The sequence below is a fragment of the Pediococcus parvulus genome, from assembly GCF_964063155.1.
Lineage (GTDB): Bacteria > Bacillota > Bacilli > Lactobacillales > Lactobacillaceae > Pediococcus > Pediococcus parvulus.
The window spans coordinates 457,035-477,200 of sequence record NZ_OZ061292.1 but is presented as its reverse complement, the minus strand read 5'-3'; the positions used below and the strand labels follow the sequence as shown (position 1 = coordinate 477,200).

Sequence of the window (20,166 nt, the reverse complement as noted above, 5' to 3'; positions counted from 1 at the left end):
GATCAATCGTATTTAGAAGTTTGAACTTGTTGCTTTCATTATTTCAACTCCACGGATAGAAAGCAAATAACCTGTTCCAGATGCATCAAAAGTTAAGCCTTCAAATTCACGTGTATTAATCTTCTTATTATTTGCATCATACGACTGGAAATTTTCAGAACGAACATCTCCTACAGATAGTTTGCCTAGTTTTGAAGCAGGTACAGACGAGATACTACCATCCGCCACGAAATATAACCGGTCATTTACCGCATTATAACCAATGGATTGGGCATGCGTGCCAGGTGCATATTGTAAACCTTGCATAACGAGATGCATCTGTACGGTATTATTTGAGGCAATTTGCCCCTGATAAAGTTTCAAACTATTTTTAGGCGCCCATGAAGCTGCATTTTTTACATAAGCATAAAAATTACCGTTGCGGTCAAACGTTAAATTCATAGGTGTATTCTGATATTGGCCCATTTTGAAATTGATTTGTTTGTCTGGCAGCAACGTACTCTTGTTCAACTCCTGAATGTTACTAGTTTCGTCACTTGATCCACTTTTGCCAATAAACCAAATTTTATTAGTCTTGGGGTTAAGTGCCATTGCTTGACCATGACCAGTTGTAAAAGTTGGTCCAACCGTCATACAAGTTAGAGCCTCCTTTTGAAAGCTGGTCAACTTCTTTTTGTTTAACTTGTTAGAAATAGCACGACGCAAGACAGAATAATCTTTAGAGTTTTTAACTAATTGTCGTAACTTAGTTAAATTGTATTTAACCACAAATCCTTGATTAGTTGTTGTCCCTGGTACTTCATTCATGACATAGCCAGTGTTGCCATCAATCACCAAACTTTGAGCATTTCCAAAATTCCCACTCTTTTTGTTGGTACTCGTTAAATACATATCAGTAGTAAAGTTAGTTTGCCCTTCACCAGATTCATGTTTAATCGTATTTGCTGTACTAACAATATGTGGATAATTTGGAGCTATCCCATAGGAAGAGGGGGCGTTCACAAAATAATTCACATTTTTCACATACGTATATTTTGCTTTGTCAAATGCATTTAAATCAACCTCTGGCTGTGTGTAGGTCGATATTTTTTTGACAACTTTTTTGGTGACCACTGGCTTTTGCAACGCTCCACCGTAAACCCAGCCAAAATTTTTACCATTATAAGACACACGGAAGTAGTGAGTCTTATAGACTTTTTTGGCCTCTCCTGTGACCGTAACTACTTTGCCGTGATAATTCTTACCATAGTGCGTTAACTTGCCTTTTCCGTAGTCGCCACCTGGCACGTGGTTATAGAAATTATTCGTAGCCGTTGACTTTACCTGGAAAGTCTTTGCAGAAAGCTTAGTATAGTATGTCGTTGGATCACAAAGATATCCCGACCAGATCCATCCCGTATATCCCGAGGGACTCTTAACTTCATAATAAAGTTTTCCACTTACTTTTGCTGAACGTAATAATGTAAATTTGCTAAAACTATGTACATAATATTTAGCCTTTAGTGTGTACTTATTGTGACCTGCTGATTTTAACGTGTAAATCCTTTTTTTATTTGCTTTAGCACGGTAAGCCCGAATAACCACCTTGGCAGTATGACTAACCGCCTTATTTCCAGTAACTGTGTGCGTGGCACTGGCATAAACTGGCGCTGACAACGAAAGTGTTGCAATAATAGTGAAAATTGCCTGCGAAACCCCTTTTTTAAACTGAATAGACATTTTATCTTCTCCCCTTGTATCTTCAAACAATTTATTTTACCATGCTATATAATTCGTTTTACCATTTCCACTTAATAGTAACCACATTGAAACATTAGAAACATTCTTTACTTACGAAAATATAGCTGGTAGGATAAATAGGTAATCTTATTGAGAGGAAGATTCAAAATGAATACAAGATATCTTGATATATTAAAACAACGTCGTTCCATTTATAATTTAGGTAAAAATGTGACCTTACCTGAAGCTGACATTAATGAATTAATTGAAACTGCAATTAAACAGTCTCCAACTTCATTCAATGCCCAAACAACTCGTGCCGTAATTTTATATGGTGCCAAACATGACCAGCTCTGGGACATCGTGGCCAATCGTTTGAAGTCTGAAGTCCCTAATGAGCAAGTATACGCCAGCACCAAACAAAAGGTAGCCAGTTTTAAAGCTGCGTATGGGACTGTTTTATACTTTACTGATCTCAGTGTTGTTGCTGATTATGAAAAACAAGTACCTTTGTATGCCGCCAATATTGCCCCTTGGGCGGAACAAGGTATTGGTGGTGCACAACAAAATGTTTGGACTGCTCTTGCAGATAATCACATTGGCGCCAACCTGCAACATTATAATCCATTAATTGATGGTGAAGTTCGCCTTGCATTTGATATCCCCACAACTTGGGAATTACGCGGTCAAATGCCATTTGGGTCAATTGAAAAATCGGCTGCCGACAAGACATATGTATCAGATAATGATCGATTTAAGATTTTGAAATAGTTACTAAAAATGGTCTGCATTCCCAGCAGCGCAACATTTGCGTTAACGGGGATGCTTTTTTATTCTCTGACAGTATCTTTTGTCTAAACGCATAAAACATTAGCCAACGGCAAAAACTTCATCCTGTATTTTTATAAGTGGTGAATTTTCTTGCAATTCACCCGCATTTGAACTTACAATAACTCGTACTGATCTTGTACTTAAAGTCACTTCGACAAACCATGGTCGGATTTACAAAGTAGATTACATACATAAAAATAAACTTTTAATCATTAACTGTGTACAGGAGGTTATTATGGATCAAATTGAGATCTATCTGAAAAAAAACACCTTTAATATTGTTTCAACCAAAGAACTAAATAACTTACGTATTTGGAATAAAGAAACACACGAAGAAATTTCTTTTTCGTCAGTAAGTACCGGCCGCTATCAAATATCAGCAGCAAAAATTCTTGGCCTTCTTGACACAACCAAGAAGGATCGTGCCTACATCTTTTGGGGAGAACATCAAGAAATCGACTTAACTCATATCCAGTTAAAGTCACCAGTAAATAATCCTAGATTGCAATTAATAATCAATGGTGTCTCCTTATCCTTATATGTCTCGTTTAAAAACACCCTCCGTTTTATGTGCAATCTTTTTCCAAGCATAAAGGGTTATTATCTAAAAAATCAAATCGAAAAAATTAGTTCTGCTAGCGATACTGTAACCCTAAATTTAGCAGTATATACAAAGTTTTTTGCCTTACAAGCTCTTGACTTTAAGATTACACATCGCCAACTGGATCAATCCGTCCTACTTACCGATATTAAATCAGTTACAAGTGAACGTATTGGTTTCAATACTTTTATCAATCATTTTAAAATCAACTTCCACCCAGCTCAGCAATTACATGAACTGGAACCAAATATTAAACCAAACGGTTACAATTGGCAGTTCTTTGATCTGCGAATTTTGCTTCATTTTGCCGAGTTCAAAGTACGTCCCCGTGAATTTCGTGTAACCTACAATTCCGCCTGTAACGTAGACTGCGTAGTTCCTTACCCAAACGATTTACTACTGCATCTTTACTGGTACGGCACCAACAAATATAACAATCTTTCTTATCGAATCGACTTTGTCCCAAAAGACACTTATCAAACCTATCTGTCCTTCAAAGATGGCTTGCAAAATACACAAACAAATACAGATAAAAAAATAGTGTTAATTAGCGAATATCCTCAAAAAGCACAAGATAACGGGTTTGCTCTTTTTAAATATTTAATACAAAAGAAATCGTCAGAATTTGATCCTTATTACATTATTACTGAGGACTCCCCTGATCTTCATAATTTAAAAAAATATATGAAACATGTTGTTTTTTATAACTCGCCGGAACACGTAAAAAAATTTATGCAGGCAGCTGTTCTATGTCATACACATTCTTCATATTATGCTTTGCCCTTTCGAAACAATTTATTTGTTGAAAAAGAAAAGAAAATTCAAAAAGTATTCCTACAACACGGAATTACGGCCGTGCGGAATGTTGAACACCTGTACGGTAAAAATACTCACCCCGACTTTACCAATAAATTTATTGTAAGTTCAGAGCGGGAAAGACAACTGATTGTTCATAAACTAAACTATGCTGATGAGGATGTTGTTTTAACCGGGTTGGCACGTTTTGACTTACTTTTGAAACACAATCACCCCTTCATTTCATATATAAAACGTAGACGTGTTCTTCTGATGCCAACTTGGCGAGAAGGCGTGGTAAATCTTTCAGATAAGGATTTTGTAAAAACAGAGTACTTTAAAAAGATTAACGGTTTATTGAACTCTAAAAAGTTACTAAATCTTAAGCATAGGCAGCATCTTACAATCGATTTCTACTTACACACTAATTTCCAAAAATTTTCACATCTGTTTCATTCTGATGAAGTAAACATTCTGAGTGAGGGAAATCAAACGGTACAAAGCATTTTGAAGTCCCATGGAATTCTAATTACTGATTTTTCAAGTGTTGGTCTTGATTTTGCATTATTAAAGCGCCCTGTTTTGTACTATCAGTTCGATGGACCAGATGTCAACGATGCATTCAATGACCACCCTGAAGACTTACTTCCTGGACCGATAATCACTAAAGAAGACGAATTAATTTCAGAACTCAGCTCGAAGGTGAAAAATAATCGATTAGATGAAAAGTACGCAAAAAGAATTTCGCAAAATATTTATAAATTTCAAGATGAACATGCACGAGACCGCATTTTTCAAGTTTTACGTGCTTTAGAGTAAATTTCAAAATGTTTTAACTGACACTTTAACTACTGCTTTATAAATTTTGTTTTTTATCCTCTATTTTTTAAATTTAGAAAGGCCGATGCGAGTTGATCGTATTGGTTCTTTTTTTCAAAATGATATTGGCACAAAAACTTTACGTTTTTCTTTATGTGTTTGACCTATCGTATAGTAAATAGTTTATACTTAATTAAGAGTTCGTTAATATACTTGAATGAGAGTTACTAATTCATCTTCACTTAGGAGGAGAGCATGACAACATTCGCACTTATTTTGACTGGATTAATCGGCCTTGAGCATTTAGGAGTCATGTTTCTAGAAATGTTTGCAGGTCCACACACACAAGCAAATGCATTTGATATGCCAATTACCTTTTTGAAACAGGAAAATGCCCAAATTGCACTGAGCAACCAAGGTATCTACAATGGTGCCCTTGGCCTATTAATTATTAGTTCATTATTCTTATTTAATGGCGCAACATTACTAACAGTTATGCGGCTACTAATGTTCTTTATTATGATCGTAGGAACTTACGGTGGCTTGACCGCAACCAGAAAAATTTTCATATTACAGTTATTACCAGCAACTGTGACCTTTATTTTGCTCTTTTTGTAAGGCTGTCCTCAAATATAGGAGTTTCTTTTGAAAACAAAATTATCCAAACTTTTTGATAAAGTTTCATATAATGTTTTAATTATTATTTTGGCCATTGTATCAATCATTTTATCTATTCTTGATTTTAGTAGTAAAATCAATCTCGGTAAGGCACCATTTAGTTTTATCGACAACGGAATTCTAGTTGTTTTTGCTTTTGATTACTTTACACGAATGTGGGTAGCAAAAAATAAGAGACATTTTTTTATGACTAATATTTTTGATTTGTTAGCCATTGTTCCATTTAATGCACTAGCGTCATTTTTACGTGTGGCTCGATTAGTAAGAATTGCTAGGTTACTGAAAATTATAAAATTTACTAGATTGATTGGCCTAACCGGTAAGTTTTCTAAAAATGCTAAAAGATTTTTGAACACAAATGGATTTATATATGTAATCTATGCCAGCATTGCTGTATTATTTATCGCTTCTAGCTTGTACTCAATCGCAGAAAATGTTAGTTTACCCAACTCAATTTGGTGGGCAATTACAACAACTACAACAGTTGGGTATGGCGATATTAGTCCAAAAACGTTCACTGGAAAAATAGCTGCGGTTTTATTAATGTTTGTTGGAATTGGCTTAATTGGAATGCTAACCAGTACAATCACAAATTTTTTCGTGCATGATAAAGAAGAGAACACTAAAACTAATTTGGATAAAATTTATCAACAAAATTTGGCACTGATGCGCGAGGTAAAAGGGCTTAAAGAAGAAATTAAGAGGTTAAAATAGTAAACTTATCCATATCTGTTCACGTGAACACATACCGCATTCGGTGTGTCTTTCTGTTCTCTAATTTAGTTTAGGACAGTTCGATAAAGTAATAAATAGAATCTAAGTACGCCTACTGCGGGGAACTTAGATTCTATTTATTACCAATTTATCTCACTCACTGCACAAAAAAAGAACCCAAGATCTTCTCATTTCTTGGATTCCCTTATGAGGAAGTTCCCCAACCTTTTAATACAGTACTTTTTGAAATAACCTTACACCTTCACAACTTTCATATTTGTTTCGTAAGAACTCGCACGACATTTCATCTTCGAACATCCACTATTCTTACTAATTGTGCTTCATCGGCCTTCGTTCTAGCCCACTCGCATTATCCATTGTCTATCTACTGGTGCGATTCAAGTAGTTTCCCACTGATTCCACACTTTTTTCGAGCCTCAGCGAACTTTTTGGCCGTTTATCCAGTTTATCTTACCGATGTTGAAAATCCTCCAACAAACTAAGGTGTTTCGCTGTTAACTGCCTATCTCTGTCACAATCTCAGACTCTTTTTCTACATCACGTCTGTAGATGATGTTTTTAAATCTTCGTTTATCAGATTGGTTCAAATTTAACCAGCTAACCTTCGATATGAGAAGAACTTCTTGGTTGGGGCTTAACCCCTTCCTCACTTATAATACTACCACGATATGCAAACGGTTACAATTAAAATGCTTCCCCCATTCTTTGGAGTTTCTGCCAGTCCTCATCAGTCATTGCATATACCCCATCGTCCACCGTTTTACCTTTTAACTGACTATTATTTCGTAAAATGCCCTCCTTTTGCATGCCGATTTTCTCCAGCACTCGGCCCGATTTTTTATTATCCACGCAATAGAGTGCATATATCCGTTTCAGTCCCATTTCAGCAAATCCGAGCTCCAAAATTTGTGTTGCGGCTTCAGGAGCATAGCCATTTCCCCAAAACTTCCGCCCAATCGCATAACCAATTTCGGCACTTAAATTATGCGTATCTATATGCATTTCGGCGTTGCCAATAAACTTGCCTGTCTTTTTAAGCACAACTCCCCATTTACCGATGGGTTCTTTGACAAAATAATTTAAGATCTCGTGTTTGGTATCATCCAAATTATGATGAACCTCGAACATATACTTAACTGTTTCCGGATCACTCGTATATTCGTACATATCTTTTGCATCTTCAATTGTCACCGGACGTAAATATAAGCGCTCCGTTTCTAAACAATTATTCAACAAAAGTTTTTCTTCCATGTTCATTACAAAACCTCCCGCTAGTTGCTGCCAATCTAGTTCATTAAACATTAAAAGCCAATTTGAAAGTTGCTATTGATTTTATAATCCCACAAAAACAAGTTGTTTTTCATTAAAATTAGGTTAAACTAGATTTATGACAATTCTAGAAAAAGAGGCTTTTTTATGTATACAAAACGAATCCAGGCACTGCAAACTAAATTAACTGACTTAAAAGTTGATGCAATCTTAATTGAGAACCGGTTCAACCTGCTTTACCTATCAGGTTTTGATGGTCTTGAAGATGATGGTCGCTTACTTGTGACCACTGACAACGCCACGTTAATCACCGACGCTCGCTACGAAGAAGATCTCCATGAACGCCTCGAAAAAGGCATTGATGTTGCCATTACCCGTGATTATATGAAAATCATCACTAGTGTGGTTGTTAAACAACAGATTCACACATTAGGCTTTGAAGATAATCTTAAATACTCTGATTATGTAAAACTGACCCATTTACCAGAAGTCACCTTAACCGCAACTTCGCAAGTCGTCGATATTCTCAGAGCTGCTAAAGGCCCTGAAGAAATCGAGGCCACCACAAAAGCCATTGAGCTTTCTTCTCAAGGCTTTAAGTATCTCCTCACCCAAATTCACCCGGGCATGACTGAAATCCAAGTTGTGAACAAACTGGACATCTGGATGAAGGATCATGGTTCCACTGGTGCTTCGTTTGATACAATCGTGGCCAGTGGTCCCCGTGCGGCAATGCCCCATGGAGATGCTACTACTAAAGTGCTCAAAACGGGGGAAATGATTACCATTGATTTTGGCTACTATTTTGATGGATACACCTCAGACATTACCCGTACCATTTCACTAGGCGAACCCGATCCAAGGCTGAAACAAATCTATGAAATTGTCAAAGAAGCCCAACAAAAAGTCATTGATGCCATCAAACCGGGCGTCGGTGGCAAAGCTCTTGATAAAATTGGTCGCGATTTTATTACTGAACAAGGTTACGGCAAAGAGTTCAATCATGGTATTGGTCATGGAATTGGACTAGATATCCATGAATATCCTCAAAGTTACGGCGCGATGCCTGAATACAAGGTGTCTCAAAACGAAATTTTAACCGTGGAACCAGGAATTTATGTGGCGAATCTCGGTGGAATCCGGATTGAAGATGACGTGCTTGTGACCAAGGACGGTTGTCAACGACTCTCGGATATTACCCGCGATCTAATTATCTTAAACTAATTAACTGAAATTAAAATGCCTGTTAGTGAAGAAATATCAATTCGATAATTTCTCACCAACAGGCATTATTTTATTATGAATGTTTAACAGCTTGAAAACGGCTTTGGAGCCACGGTACCATTCGAGCATAAATCACACCTGTGGCAATTCCAACGATAACACCCTTAATTAGGTTAAACGGCAAGACGCCGTACAGTACCATGTTGAGTGTTGAAATACTGATCTGGAAACTCACCAGCATAAAGTAGATTGGTAACAGAATGAACAGATTGGTCAGGCTCATAAAGACCGCCATTAAAACTGTCCCCAAAATGATTCCCCGAACCAAAAATCGGGCTTGCTGTTTAATCCCTTGATCCATGTGTTTCTTCAAAGAATAGTAAATTGGTAATGCAAAGCACATTGTCGCCAAGAAATTGGCAATAATTCCAATCACACCAACCATGCTGCTATCCTTAGTCACAATATCCAACAAACCTGCAACGGCCGTCGTAACCGCTCCTGCGCCTGGTCCATAGACCAACATTGTGATAAGAATTGGAACATTGGCAAAATCGATTTTCAAAAATGAAAATCCTGGCAAAATTGGAAAACTAAACAATAATAAAACATAAGAAATCGCAGCCATCATTGCGATGACCACTAAACGCGTAACATTTTTGTTACCCATGTGAGACATCCTCCTTGAAGGACTCATCCCAGGTGAATTATTTTTACTCATAAAAAATGACCCTTTATACTATTTCAGAGTATAGAGAGCCAATTGAATTTTTAGTAAGCTAAATAACCCAATCTTCTTTATCTAGACTTTAACTATCGGTATCGGCATTTCACCGATTCAACCATCACAATGATGGGTCGTGGACTTTACAACCACCGGTCGGGAATTACACCCTGCCCCTGAAGACGAACCTTATTTAATTTTCAAGAGTAATGTTACACTACTTTCAATTAAATAACTAGTAATTTGTATTTAGAATGATTTTGTACTACCTTGCATAATTTCAGCACCCTTATTGGTTAGTAAGTATGAACTACCATCACTAGTAAACTGCATACCTTCAAATTCCCGTTTAGCACTAAACTGAGTTGACTGAACATCAGACTTCTTTAGTTTTCCTAATTTAGAAACAGGGACTGAAATAACACTATCATCGGCAATCATGTACAGGCGATTGCGCTTCTTGTTGTATGCAAGTGACTGAGTTCGTGGACCGGGAGCATACTTAATACCTTGCATAACCAATTTAAATTTAACTGATTTAGTGTAAATTTTGCCTTTGAATAATTTCAAACTGCGAGTACCAGTTTTTGAATCCAAGTAGGCATTCCCAGATTTATCAAACGCCAAATTTAACCCACCAGCAATGTAGCCACTCTTGCTCTTGAAACGGAAATTGATTTTCTTATCTGGCTTTAACGTACTGATTTTGACACGTTGAACATTTGCCTTAGTTGAGACATGATTCCCAGCGACCAATCCGGTTCCAACAAACCAAAGATGTGAACTATCTTTTGGATTATATGCCAAAGATTGTCCATGACCAAAGTTCTTAAACTTAGGCCCAACTTTGACGGCTTTTAGAACTCTTTTATAGGTTGTATTTTGATTTTGTGTTGGATATTTTTTCGCATTGGCATTATAAAATGTAGCTCGACGAATCATATCCATTTTACCGGATTTTGTAGCACCTAACGCCCGCAACTCTTTCAGATTATACCTTGTAATCCAAGCGTACGACCCACTGGTACATAAAACATAAGCTGTATTCGCACTGGTCATCGCAAAACTTTGTGGATTTCCCCAACTTAACCCTTTCCACTTAGTAACTGGCAAAAAATAACTTGATTTAAAGCTAACTTTTTTGTTACCTTTTTTATAATTTACAGAATCTGGTCTTGTTCGAAAGGTAGATTTTTTATACCCAGATGCATATGAATATTGTTTCTTAGTTGTAAAGTTACCAGTTAAATAGTAGTTACTGTTACTAACGTATTTGAACTTACTGGCAGAGTATGATGATAGTGCATTACTTTTTTGCGTATAAGTCGCCGCAAGCGCAGAATCTGCCAGGCCCAATGTCACTAATCCTACAGCTAATCCACAAATTAGGCGACGTAAAAATTTTGATTTTCTTTCCATATAAATAGCTCCCCTGCTATGTATTTAACACCACTAAGTGTGGCACTAAATAGTACGCAGGAGCTCATAAATTACTGAAATGTGACCTATGAATCACTTTTTTCTCGTAAAATAAATTTGGTAGGTTGACCTTCCCGGATTACCGCAACCAAATTTTTGCTTTCTGAAATTCCCTCAACGGCTCCAAAGTCTAATTCATAACCATCTTCAAGGATGTTAAAATCACGTAATCGATCGCCAATTAAATGTTTCAATGCATTTGTCATTTCTTCATGTTTAGAAGATTTTTCTACCGCTACACTAAGGGTATAGCCAGAATCTACATAAGATTGAATCATTGATACCTTCATCAAAGTATGATAGGAGTATTTACGATGACGACGTTCTTCAGAGGATTTGGTTGGGTGAATGTATCCCTTTTTTTCCCAATACCTCAGTTGGCGTTGAGAAACTTTCGTCGCACTAGCAATATCGCCAATTCCCAGAAGAAAATCATGAGTTTTCATAATATTTTTTACTCTTTGAATAAAATCAGAATTCATTTGTTTTTTCATTCCATTTCTTTTCAGATTCTATTTAATATCTTTACAAATTATAACGAACTTATAAGAAGAAAACGAATTCGTCAGAATAACTAACATTAATTATATATATTCTGACATTATTGTCAAATTAGTTGACAATAAAATGTAAATGGCATATATTAGTTCTTGAACATTTTTTACGAAAGGAAGCATCATCTTGGGAAAAGCAATCGATACAAACGGAAAACCATATAACCGTTCCCTACTTGTTGTGCTCCTCTTGGTTGGATCTTTCTGTACGGTTTTGAATCAAACAATTCTTTCTACCGCCTACCCAACTTTAATGAAGAGTTTCGACATCACCACCTCAACGGTTCAATGGTTAACAACCGGATTCATGTTAGTTAATGGAATTATGATTCCAATTAGCGCGTGGTTAACATCACGTGTTAACTCAAAGACCTTATACGAAAGTGCCATGACAATTTTCTTACTTGGAACAATTGCCTGTTACATTGCACCTAGTTTTCAAGTACTTTTAATAGGTCGTCTTATTCAAGCCTTAGGCGTTGGTGTCACAATGCCCCTCCTACAAACCTTGATGCTTTCAATTTTCCCGGCACAAAGCCGCGGAACAGCAATGGGTCTTGCCGGATTAGTTATCGGTGTAGCACCTGCAATTGGTCCTACTCTTTCTGGATGGGTAATCGATACTTACCAATGGCGTGTCCTTTTTGGCATGTTAATTCCAATTGTCATCATCGTCATTATCGCCGGATTTTGGTTCATGAAAAACGTTTTACCAACCAAAAAATCTAGTTTGGATTGGCTATCAGCTGCGCTTTCAACGATTGGCTTTGGATCTTTACTTTATGGATTCTCAGAAGTTGGAACTGAAGGTTGGGGAAGTACAATTGTCATTGCCAGCCTAATTATTGGGGTTGTTTTCATCCTATTATTTGGATGGCGTCAATTAACCCTTGATAATCCATTCTTGGAATTAAGGGTTTTGAAAAACCCAGAATTTTCTGTTTCAGCTTTGCTTAGTTCAGTTTCCAACATGGCCATGGTTGGTGTTGAAATGGTTTTACCTCTCTATCTGCAGATTGTGCGGGGAGATTCTGCGTTGGAATCCGGATTAACACTGCTAGCCGGAGCTTTAATGATGGGTGTAATGAGTCCGATCACCGGACGGATTTTTGACCGCATTGGCGCACGTCGTTTGGCAATTACAGGGATGTTCTTATTAACTATCGGAACCATTCCGTTTGCCTTTATCACACGCACCACACCTGTCATTTATATCACTGTATTATATGGTGTTCGAATGGCCGGAATTTCAATGACCATGATGCCAGTTACTACTGCTGGGATGAATGCTCTGCCATTGCATTTAATGAGTAACGGAACTGCCGTAAATAACACGCTTCGTCAGGTAGCCTCATCTGTAGGAACAGCTATATTAATCAGTATTTTGACTAATGTGACCAACAATCAAGCACCTGAAAAGAGCTTGCTTAAATCAGCACCATTGAACTATAAAAATGATTTTATGAATGCAACTCTAAATGGCTATCATGCCGCGTTCGCCGCTGCTATTGCCTTTTGTTTAATTGGACTTGTCGTTTCCTTCTTTGTAAGTGGTCGAAGCCCTCGTTCAATCAAACCTGAAAAAGTTGTTAACGGAGGTGAGAACTAATGATTATTGTTGCAGTTGTAGTTCTTGCCATCGCCTTATTCATCAGCATGGTAAGTATTTCAAAACCATTTCTACGATGGACAGTAAGTATTGTTTTAGCAGCATTGTTGGGTCTCTCACTTGTCTTGATAGTTTTAAATGACAGCGACCACTTTGGCATGGAGAAAGTCACAACGACTAAAACAACAGATCTTATTTCCGTTTCACCTTCTAAACAGCTTAAGATGTTGCTATACCAAGATGTTGGAACTTCTAGTAAGAATCGCGTTTACATCTATAAAGAAAATGCATCTCAAAAAAAGCCGACCACAACTAACCCAGACCCCACCAAAACTTCTAACAAAGTTAAGGTGATTTCCGGCACTCCACGAGTTGTCACCAAAACAACTCGGTGGGTTTATAAGAGTTCTGGCTATAAACTTTGGTTCGGTATTGCAGGTAATGATCATAAATTAGTCAAGCATCGCAATACACTTGAAATCAATAAAGATTGGCTAACTTTAAGTTCAGCTCAGGCTAAGAAACTTCAAAAATTAGTTAAACAAAATTCAGCAAACATGAAAAAAGAAGCAAAAGATTATGTGACAGCTACAGTTAAAAAAGCCGTCACAGCGGCGATGAAAAAGGATCCAACATTGTCAGTTGCCAAACAAAAAGCTTTGACAACTGAAGCAACCAAAAAAGCCACTGCTGCTTATCAAAAACAGGCAATGGCAAAGGTTGTGCAAGAAGCTACGAAATAAATATTCCAAAAAAAGTGTTGATATTAATTTGTAGATTATTTTAGACGACCAATTTTGGTCGCTGATAATTAATCAAATTATATCAACACTTTTTTATTTGACAAATTCTTTATTCTTGATAGAATATTGATTTCCTGCCGTAATATCATACTGAATTAATTTATAATCTTTTAAGGTTGATTTAGCCTTCTTTGATAAGTTTTTATATTCAATATAATTTCCACTTGCAGACATGAATTTATTCCTTTCTGCCGCTGGTACGTATTTATTTATTTCCGTCAATAGAGCCACATATGGATCAACTTTGGTATTCGTTTGCTTAAACATCATGGGTGTAAACATATTTGGTGAAACAACTTTTGTGTTGCTAATTTTCTTATGTTTAAAATTGCTGTAAATAAAATAATTTGTCTGATGAAGCTTATTATCGTACTTAGTCAGATTTTTACCACTAACCAATCCACCCTCATATAATCCAGGTAGATGATCGCCATACCACACAATTGTGACATGCTTTTTCATTTTTGAAACTTTGCTAACCAACATTTTCAAATCTTGGTCTGTATAATTCAGGCCTTGCACGTACGATTCAACCGAGTTCAAACTTGCCTTCGTCAAATTTCCACTTGCCTTAAAATTATTTTTGGCATATGTACCCAGTGTATATGGCATATAATTTTGCATCGTTGATAACTGAATAAATTGGCCTCTGTTGGTCGTATTAATTTGCTTCAATAATTGTTTATACGCTGAATCATCGGATACATAGTTTGATTTACCAAGCTTGCTTGTATAGGTTAACTTGTCTCCAGTAAAGCTGTAGAAATGTTGAAAACCAAATTTTTTAAAAACATTTTTCCGATTGTATGTGACTCCAGAATATGGATGAATTGCCGTTTTTATCTTAAAATAATCAGTAATAACAGGTAAATTATTCACTTTTGGCACTAAGAACACATAAGGCGTTGCCATTGAGGGATCAAAGTTATTCATTGACAATCCAGTCAACGCTTCAAATTCAATATTTGCTGTTCCTCCACCATAACTTGGACTGTACATTAATCCAGAGGTATTGCTTTTTTCCAAAGATTGTTCATACGGAATTGGATTTGCAGACAATTTGACTGTTGGTAACATTCTTGGATCGGCATAGCTTTCACTTAAAACATAAATAACAGTTTGCTTCTTCAAAGAACCATTCGTTCTTGTTTTATTAATTTGACTTGCAACTTTTTTGTACTTCTTCACAACCTTGTTAATTTGGGCTTCTGAATAATCACTGGGCTTGTCCATTGTTTTAATAATGACTGTACTCATAAATGTAATTGCAGGACCATACTTTTTTGTAGACATTTCAAGCGCTCCAGGATGTGCACTAAAACCTGCTTTACTTAATACAGACATCAATGGATTGCTATCTGTCACTTTCTCATCGTCCCAGTTAATTAAATTCATTTTGTTTTCAGTTTGTGCAAAAGCAAACAATAAAAAGCCAGATAGGAAAAGAACTACTATTCTAACTGGCCACCGAAAAATGGGGCCTTTCAGTACAAACCGTTGTAGTACTACAGCAAGAATTATGACTACAACAAACGCGGCAATTAATCCATAAACTACTTTCAAGTTCACCATTTGAGCTATATCTGGTAATGATTTAATCATCCCAAAATCAGGACGAATGATAGGTTCATCACGTGCCATTAGTTTGGCATAATTTGCATAGCTCAGAATCATCATTAGCATTATAAAAATAAAGTTAGAATACCAGAAACGATTAAATATGCCTTGAATGAATAAATACAGTAGGGTTACAATAAACAGATTTATCAATGCTAGATAAAGGGAATTGCCTTGACTGGTTTGTAAGGACACAAGCCCAGTGTCTAAAAATTGAAGGCCATCATAAATCAAATAACTGATACTGATAACAAATACTGCAATTGGCAACGTTACTTGCATAGTTCTCTGCCCAGAGTATAATTTTGCAATCCCAAATGACTCAATTAGAACAGCTACTAGGCCAATAATTAATGTAATTAGGTAAAATTCTAGTAGAGAATAAATTGTGGTTAAATTTGCAATTTGTAATAAGGTATATTTAACTAACACCTCATACACTAAAGGGTTTAGAGCTAACAAGGAGATTCCCAAAAATATTCTCGTTACAACAAGAGATTTGAAAGTTGTTAGTGAATTAGTGGCTCTTGGAAATAGTTCCCAACTTGTCACCGTCATAAAAGCCAAAACAATCAATAAGGCATCCAACAAGTCATTTCCAGAATCTTTCCAGTCCAAAATTAAAACTGCTATTAGTAGTATTGCTAATACGGGGGTCGCTACATATGAAAATTTGTATTGAACTTTTTCATTTTCTAAAAGACTTGCACTCAAGAAGCTTAGTAACCCCCACACCGTCATAAGAGCTAAATTTCTACTAGGATAAAGTATTGAAAATAAAAATGTTGCTAAACTAATTCCACCCAAACAGAGAATAATTGTCCTTGGAGATAATTTTAATTGCCCCAGTATTGCTAGCAAAAGTGAGCCAGCCAGTATTGTTGCAGTAAACCAATAAGTTTTTTCCAAAAATGGTAAAAAAGCTGCTATAAAAGTATTCCTTTGAATACTTTGAACATTTACCGCAAATACAAAGCCAGTAATTGGTAGTGTATAAGCTAGCACTTCACAAAGTAATTTCACAACGCCTTTAAATGAAACTTTCTTTAATTCAATCGTGCTCCCCAAAGCGCCTGTAATGCCAATGATGCCAATGTTTCGAAAAAGTGAACTGAACCTTATTAACTCAGAAAAGCCCTCACTAATTTTTGGTAATTGTACATTAAGCAATAATCTGCTACACATTGAGAATAACAACAAGAGTATAGAAATACCTCCTGCTACTAATGATTTTTTGGTTATCTTTGAAAATATCATATAATTCTCCTTCATACTTGCCTGCAAAAAATGTTTTTCATCATCAAAAATGAGTATAAATCATCGGATTTTGTTGCATTGACAATTTATACTCACTTAATTACCGCTATATAATCAAATTCTTCCAAAAGTATTATTCAGCATTTTTCCATACGGCATCAATAACTTTTTTGGTTGAAGTACCATTCTCAATATATCCGTATTTGTTATAAAACTGTTGATATTTAGACTCATAATTCTTTTCCACTTGGTCAATGTGTTGAACCGCATCAATCAGTTGATCTGTATCATACAAAAGAGGGCCTGGTGCCTCTGCTTCAAAGTCAATATAAAAGCCACGCAGATTTTCTTTATAGTCTTCATAATCATACGTATAAAATAACAAAGGCTTTTTAGTGATTGCGTAATCAAACATGACGGATGAATAATCAGTTACACACATATCAGCTAACAAGTATAATTGTTGCACGTCCGAAAATTTAGAAACATCTATGAAGAAATCTTTAAAATAATCTGGAATATACAACTTAGTTTTCACAATAGCATGTTGCCTAAATAACACAACATAATCTTCGTGTAAAGCCTTGTACATTGCCTCAATATTTAGATTTAATTTGAAGTCCTGTTTCCCCGCACTTGTCTTGTCATCATCCCTAAATGTTGGTGCATACAGAATAACTTTTTTATTGTTAATGCCCCACATATTACGTAGCTGCCTGAGGATTTCGCCTTTTTCGTTGTCACTCAAAAAGAACACATCATTTCGTGGATAACCAACTTCAAGAATTTTAGCTTTTGGTAGAAATGCCGATTCAAACCGTTCGGTAGCATAATGACTTGGTGAAACGAGATAATCCCATTGAGCATTCACTTTATTCATTCTAGGAACATAGCCGGCATCCTTATCTGAAAAACTATCCACATCATTCATCATTTTTTTCAATGGTGTTCCATGCCAAGTTTGCAAAAATGTTGTGTGCTTTGGTTTGTGGATGTAATATGGAAAGTTTTGATTATTTACCCAATACTCTGAAGTTGCTAAATAATAAAAATATTCCCAACTAAAGCGTTTGATAATTTTCAAGCGATCATCTTTTTCAATATCGTAACCATTATATATCCAAATGAATTTGTATCCTTCAAAAAAAGGATCAGTTAACATTTTTTGATAAATTTGTTTTGGGCTATCCGAATATTGCTTGCCAATCCCACTTTCAAAAATCACTTGTTTCGGTTTGATTCGGCAAAAGACTTTCATAAAACTGTAGACAAACTGCATAATTTTAAAATAATGCCTAGATTTTCTAAACCGATTAAAAGCTTTATTAAAAACAAACCCGTATCGAAGCCGTTCAAAGGTGGTTTCTTTACCAATGCTTTGAATACCTTCAAACACTCTTTCGGAATTATTCAGGTCTTTTTTCAATAAAAATTTACCGGATTTTTCTTTATTAATTTCAGATATTTTAAAATCACGTTGGTGAGCTCTTCTTAGGCTTTCAATTACCTGATCTTCACTGTAGACGACATCACCCGGCAAATCGTGTTCCAAGTTTAAATGAGATCCCTTTTTTCCGAGAAAACGAACCTGATCAAATTCATAATAAATAACTGGTTTATCAAGAAACGAAAAATCAATTCCCACACTAGAATAATCAGTAAGCATCAGGCAAGACTCTTTGATCAAATCTTGAACCATTGCTTCCCCTTGGCTGATTGGTATCACATAATCTGGAATATCAAAGTAATGCAAGAACTGCTGAGCATTAGGGTGCAAGCAAAATAGAATTTTATATCCTTCATTTGCTAGCTCATGAAAATATGAATGATTAATCAGACTATTGTAAATCGATAAATAATTACTTTTTTTAAACGTCTCATCATCACGAAGCCAGTCGCGCCAAGTTGGAATAATGAGGATTTGTTTTTTTACTTTGGTACCTTTCAAAAATAGTCGGTCAAATCTTGGCAGGCCAGAAACAAGTACACTATCTGCCGGATATTTGAGATCGTTTACCACAATGTTTTTCTCACGCGTTGAGCTGGTTACAAAAACATCTGCATAAAAGGTATCAAACATCCGTCCATTAATATCAACCAGATTCTTGGTTCCTAAGACACCGTGTTGCAAGAATACGATTTTAGCCTTGATCAGTTTCAAGAAATCTCGATTAATTGTCGGCAACAAGATTTTATAATCGTGTGTCCCACAAATTACTTTTGCCGAATATGCAACTCTAAAATGTTCCGCCGAATTAAAAGCCACCACATGATCCATTGTTTCAAAATTCCGCCGATCCAACGAAATTTCATCTATTACGTAATAGGCATTAATCTCTGGATGATTCTTTCTTAAATATTTAAAGAAAAAATATCCATTGTCTTGAGCTTTATTACTTTTTTCTCCAATTAACCAAACGTTGTCCTCTTTAGATAACTTCTTTTCAAGAACTTTTTTATATGTTGCAATAGCTTCATCGTTAAATACATTACAATACATTGCTAAGTTATTGCCTTTCAACGTAAAGTAGGGTGTCAATTCAACATTGAAGTCAGCCGTTTTGAGGATCATATTTCCTCTTAGACTTTGCTTTACTGCTGCTCTGGGTCTTCCCAATCGATGTTCTAAAATTTCGTTATAGCCTTCCACTTCAACAGAAATATCAAAATCTAATACATCTCGAATATAATCAATATTTTCAACAGTATCAGCTAGCTCTGCTTTTGAAATATGAAATGAAAAGTTGTATCTATTTCTAGTTAAGTTTTTATTTGTACTTAAGAACTCTAACTTCCCAGGAAGTTGGCGAGTATTATCAATACTTCTTAAATAGAAATCTATAGATATTTTTTTCACTTTAAGAAAATTAGTAGTTACGTTACCTGAAATATTTATTGATTCGTTATCAATAGAAAAACTTGATATGGTTTCTTGCCTTACATATGTACTATCTGGTACCGCTGCATTAAAGGAAAATGCTAAAAAACCATTTCTAGTAATGTACGGAGTTATAAAATCAGTTCCATATGAATAAGCATGTAAGTTCTCTACACGCAAGTCAGCTTTTTTTAAGTTAAGCTGGACTGGTTGTATTTCTAAATTTTTTTCATCATCAAGAACACTCGCAGACACATAATCATTTAAAACCTGAATATCTAGCTTGTTGCTATTAATTTGTTGTTGGTTCAAATCCTTAATAAGTTTCTTTAGATCGATACAAAATTCGTTTTCATGAACAGGATCTAAGGTTTGTAGCTTTTTTTCTGAGTAAACAGGAGAAATAAACAATTTAGTTAATTTTGTTTCTTCGTTAGCTACTGATATTTTTAACTGATCATCTGTTTGAACAAGTGAAATAGCAAAATTACTAATGATCAAAACTTCCTTCCCTTAATTCAAAAGATTTAAAAAAAATTTAATTCTGCTCTCTGACCTACAAAGTACATTATAC

The 20,166-nt window shown here is 35.7% G+C and carries 14 protein-coding genes and 1 riboswitch; of the genes, 7 read left to right on the top strand and 7 right to left on the bottom strand.

Features of this window, described 5'->3' with window-relative positions; translation table 11 throughout:
* Positions 1-12 precede the first annotated feature (12 nt).
* Positions 13-1,719, bottom strand: coding sequence for a GW dipeptide domain-containing protein (locus tag AB3217_RS02230; protein ID WP_367365623.1), 1,707 nt, complete (start codon positions 1,717-1,719; stop codon positions 13-15).
* 168 nt (positions 1,720-1,887) lie between these two features.
* Between AB3217_RS02230 and AB3217_RS02225 the strand changes: the two genes are divergently transcribed.
* The 4 genes from AB3217_RS02225 (at position 1,888) to AB3217_RS02210 (ending at position 6,157) form a co-directional block, all read left to right on the top strand.
* A complete protein-coding gene (locus AB3217_RS02225; protein ID WP_317762738.1) occupies positions 1,888-2,490 on the top strand; it encodes a nitroreductase family protein in 603 nt (200 codons plus the stop codon).
* A gap of 295 nt (positions 2,491-2,785) precedes the next feature.
* A complete protein-coding gene (locus tag AB3217_RS02220; protein ID WP_068805681.1) occupies positions 2,786-4,765 on the top strand; it encodes a CDP-glycerol glycerophosphotransferase family protein in 1,980 nt (659 codons plus the stop codon).
* 255 nt (positions 4,766-5,020) lie between these two features.
* Positions 5,021-5,383, top strand: a complete 363-nt coding sequence (locus AB3217_RS02215; protein ID WP_068805676.1) for a DUF1304 domain-containing protein — start codon at positions 5,021-5,023, stop codon at positions 5,381-5,383.
* A 27-nt stretch (positions 5,384-5,410) separates the two neighbouring features.
* Positions 5,411-6,157 (top strand): ion transporter, encoded by a 747-nt coding sequence (locus tag AB3217_RS02210; RefSeq protein ID WP_057785031.1) that lies wholly within the window; start codon positions 5,411-5,413, stop codon positions 6,155-6,157.
* Positions 6,158-6,862: 705 nt separating this feature from the next.
* Here AB3217_RS02210 and AB3217_RS02205 read toward each other — a convergent pair.
* Positions 6,863-7,435, bottom strand: a complete 573-nt coding sequence (locus AB3217_RS02205; RefSeq protein ID WP_232310789.1) for a GNAT family N-acetyltransferase — start codon at positions 7,433-7,435, stop codon at positions 6,863-6,865.
* Positions 7,436-7,594: 159 nt separating this feature from the next.
* Between AB3217_RS02205 and AB3217_RS02200 the strand changes: the two genes are divergently transcribed.
* The gene (locus AB3217_RS02200) at positions 7,595-8,671 is read left to right on the top strand and encodes a Xaa-Pro peptidase family protein (protein WP_068805673.1); all 1,077 of its coding nucleotides are present in this window, start codon (positions 7,595-7,597) and stop codon (positions 8,669-8,671) included.
* 73 nt (positions 8,672-8,744) lie between these two features.
* Here AB3217_RS02200 and AB3217_RS02195 read toward each other — a convergent pair whose 3' ends face one another.
* From AB3217_RS02195 to AB3217_RS02185, 3 genes are all read right to left on the bottom strand, one after another.
* Positions 8,745-9,341: an ECF transporter S component gene (locus AB3217_RS02195; protein ID WP_068805670.1), complete on the bottom strand. Its 597-nt coding sequence runs from the start codon at positions 9,339-9,341 to the stop codon at positions 8,745-8,747.
* A 117-nt stretch (positions 9,342-9,458) separates the two neighbouring features.
* A riboswitch (FMN riboswitch) is annotated at positions 9,459-9,583 on the bottom strand.
* A gap of 61 nt (positions 9,584-9,644) precedes the next feature.
* Positions 9,645-10,814, bottom strand: coding sequence for a hypothetical protein (locus tag AB3217_RS02190; protein ID WP_367365622.1), 1,170 nt, complete (start codon positions 10,812-10,814; stop codon positions 9,645-9,647).
* An 86-nt stretch (positions 10,815-10,900) separates the two neighbouring features.
* Positions 10,901-11,368 carry a MerR family transcriptional regulator gene (locus tag AB3217_RS02185; protein WP_057784862.1) on the bottom strand — a complete coding sequence of 156 codons (468 nt, stop codon included), beginning with the start codon at positions 11,366-11,368 and terminating at the stop codon, positions 10,901-10,903.
* 187 nt (positions 11,369-11,555) lie between these two features.
* Between AB3217_RS02185 and AB3217_RS02180 the strand changes: the two genes are divergently transcribed.
* Together AB3217_RS02180 and AB3217_RS02175 are read left to right on the top strand one after the other, a co-directional pair.
* Positions 11,556-13,037 carry an MDR family MFS transporter gene (locus tag AB3217_RS02180; RefSeq protein WP_317762729.1) on the top strand — a complete coding sequence of 494 codons (1,482 nt, stop codon included), beginning with the start codon at positions 11,556-11,558 and terminating at the stop codon, positions 13,035-13,037.
* The gene (locus AB3217_RS02175) at positions 13,037-13,780 is read left to right on the top strand and encodes a DUF4811 domain-containing protein (protein ID WP_068805661.1); all 744 of its coding nucleotides are present in this window, start codon (positions 13,037-13,039) and stop codon (positions 13,778-13,780) included. The genes AB3217_RS02180 and AB3217_RS02175 overlap by 1 nt, the downstream gene beginning before the upstream one ends.
* Positions 13,781-13,873: 93 nt before the next feature.
* Here AB3217_RS02175 and AB3217_RS02170 read toward each other — a convergent pair whose 3' ends face one another.
* Positions 13,874-16,714 carry an LTA synthase family protein gene (locus AB3217_RS02170; RefSeq protein ID WP_367365621.1) on the bottom strand — a complete coding sequence of 947 codons (2,841 nt, stop codon included), beginning with the start codon at positions 16,712-16,714 and terminating at the stop codon, positions 13,874-13,876.
* Between the two features lie 133 nt (positions 16,715-16,847).
* Entirely contained in the window at positions 16,848-20,093 is a 3,246-nt protein-coding gene (locus AB3217_RS02165) for a CDP-glycerol glycerophosphotransferase family protein (protein ID WP_367365620.1), read from the bottom strand.
* Positions 20,094-20,166: the final 73 nt, after the last annotated feature.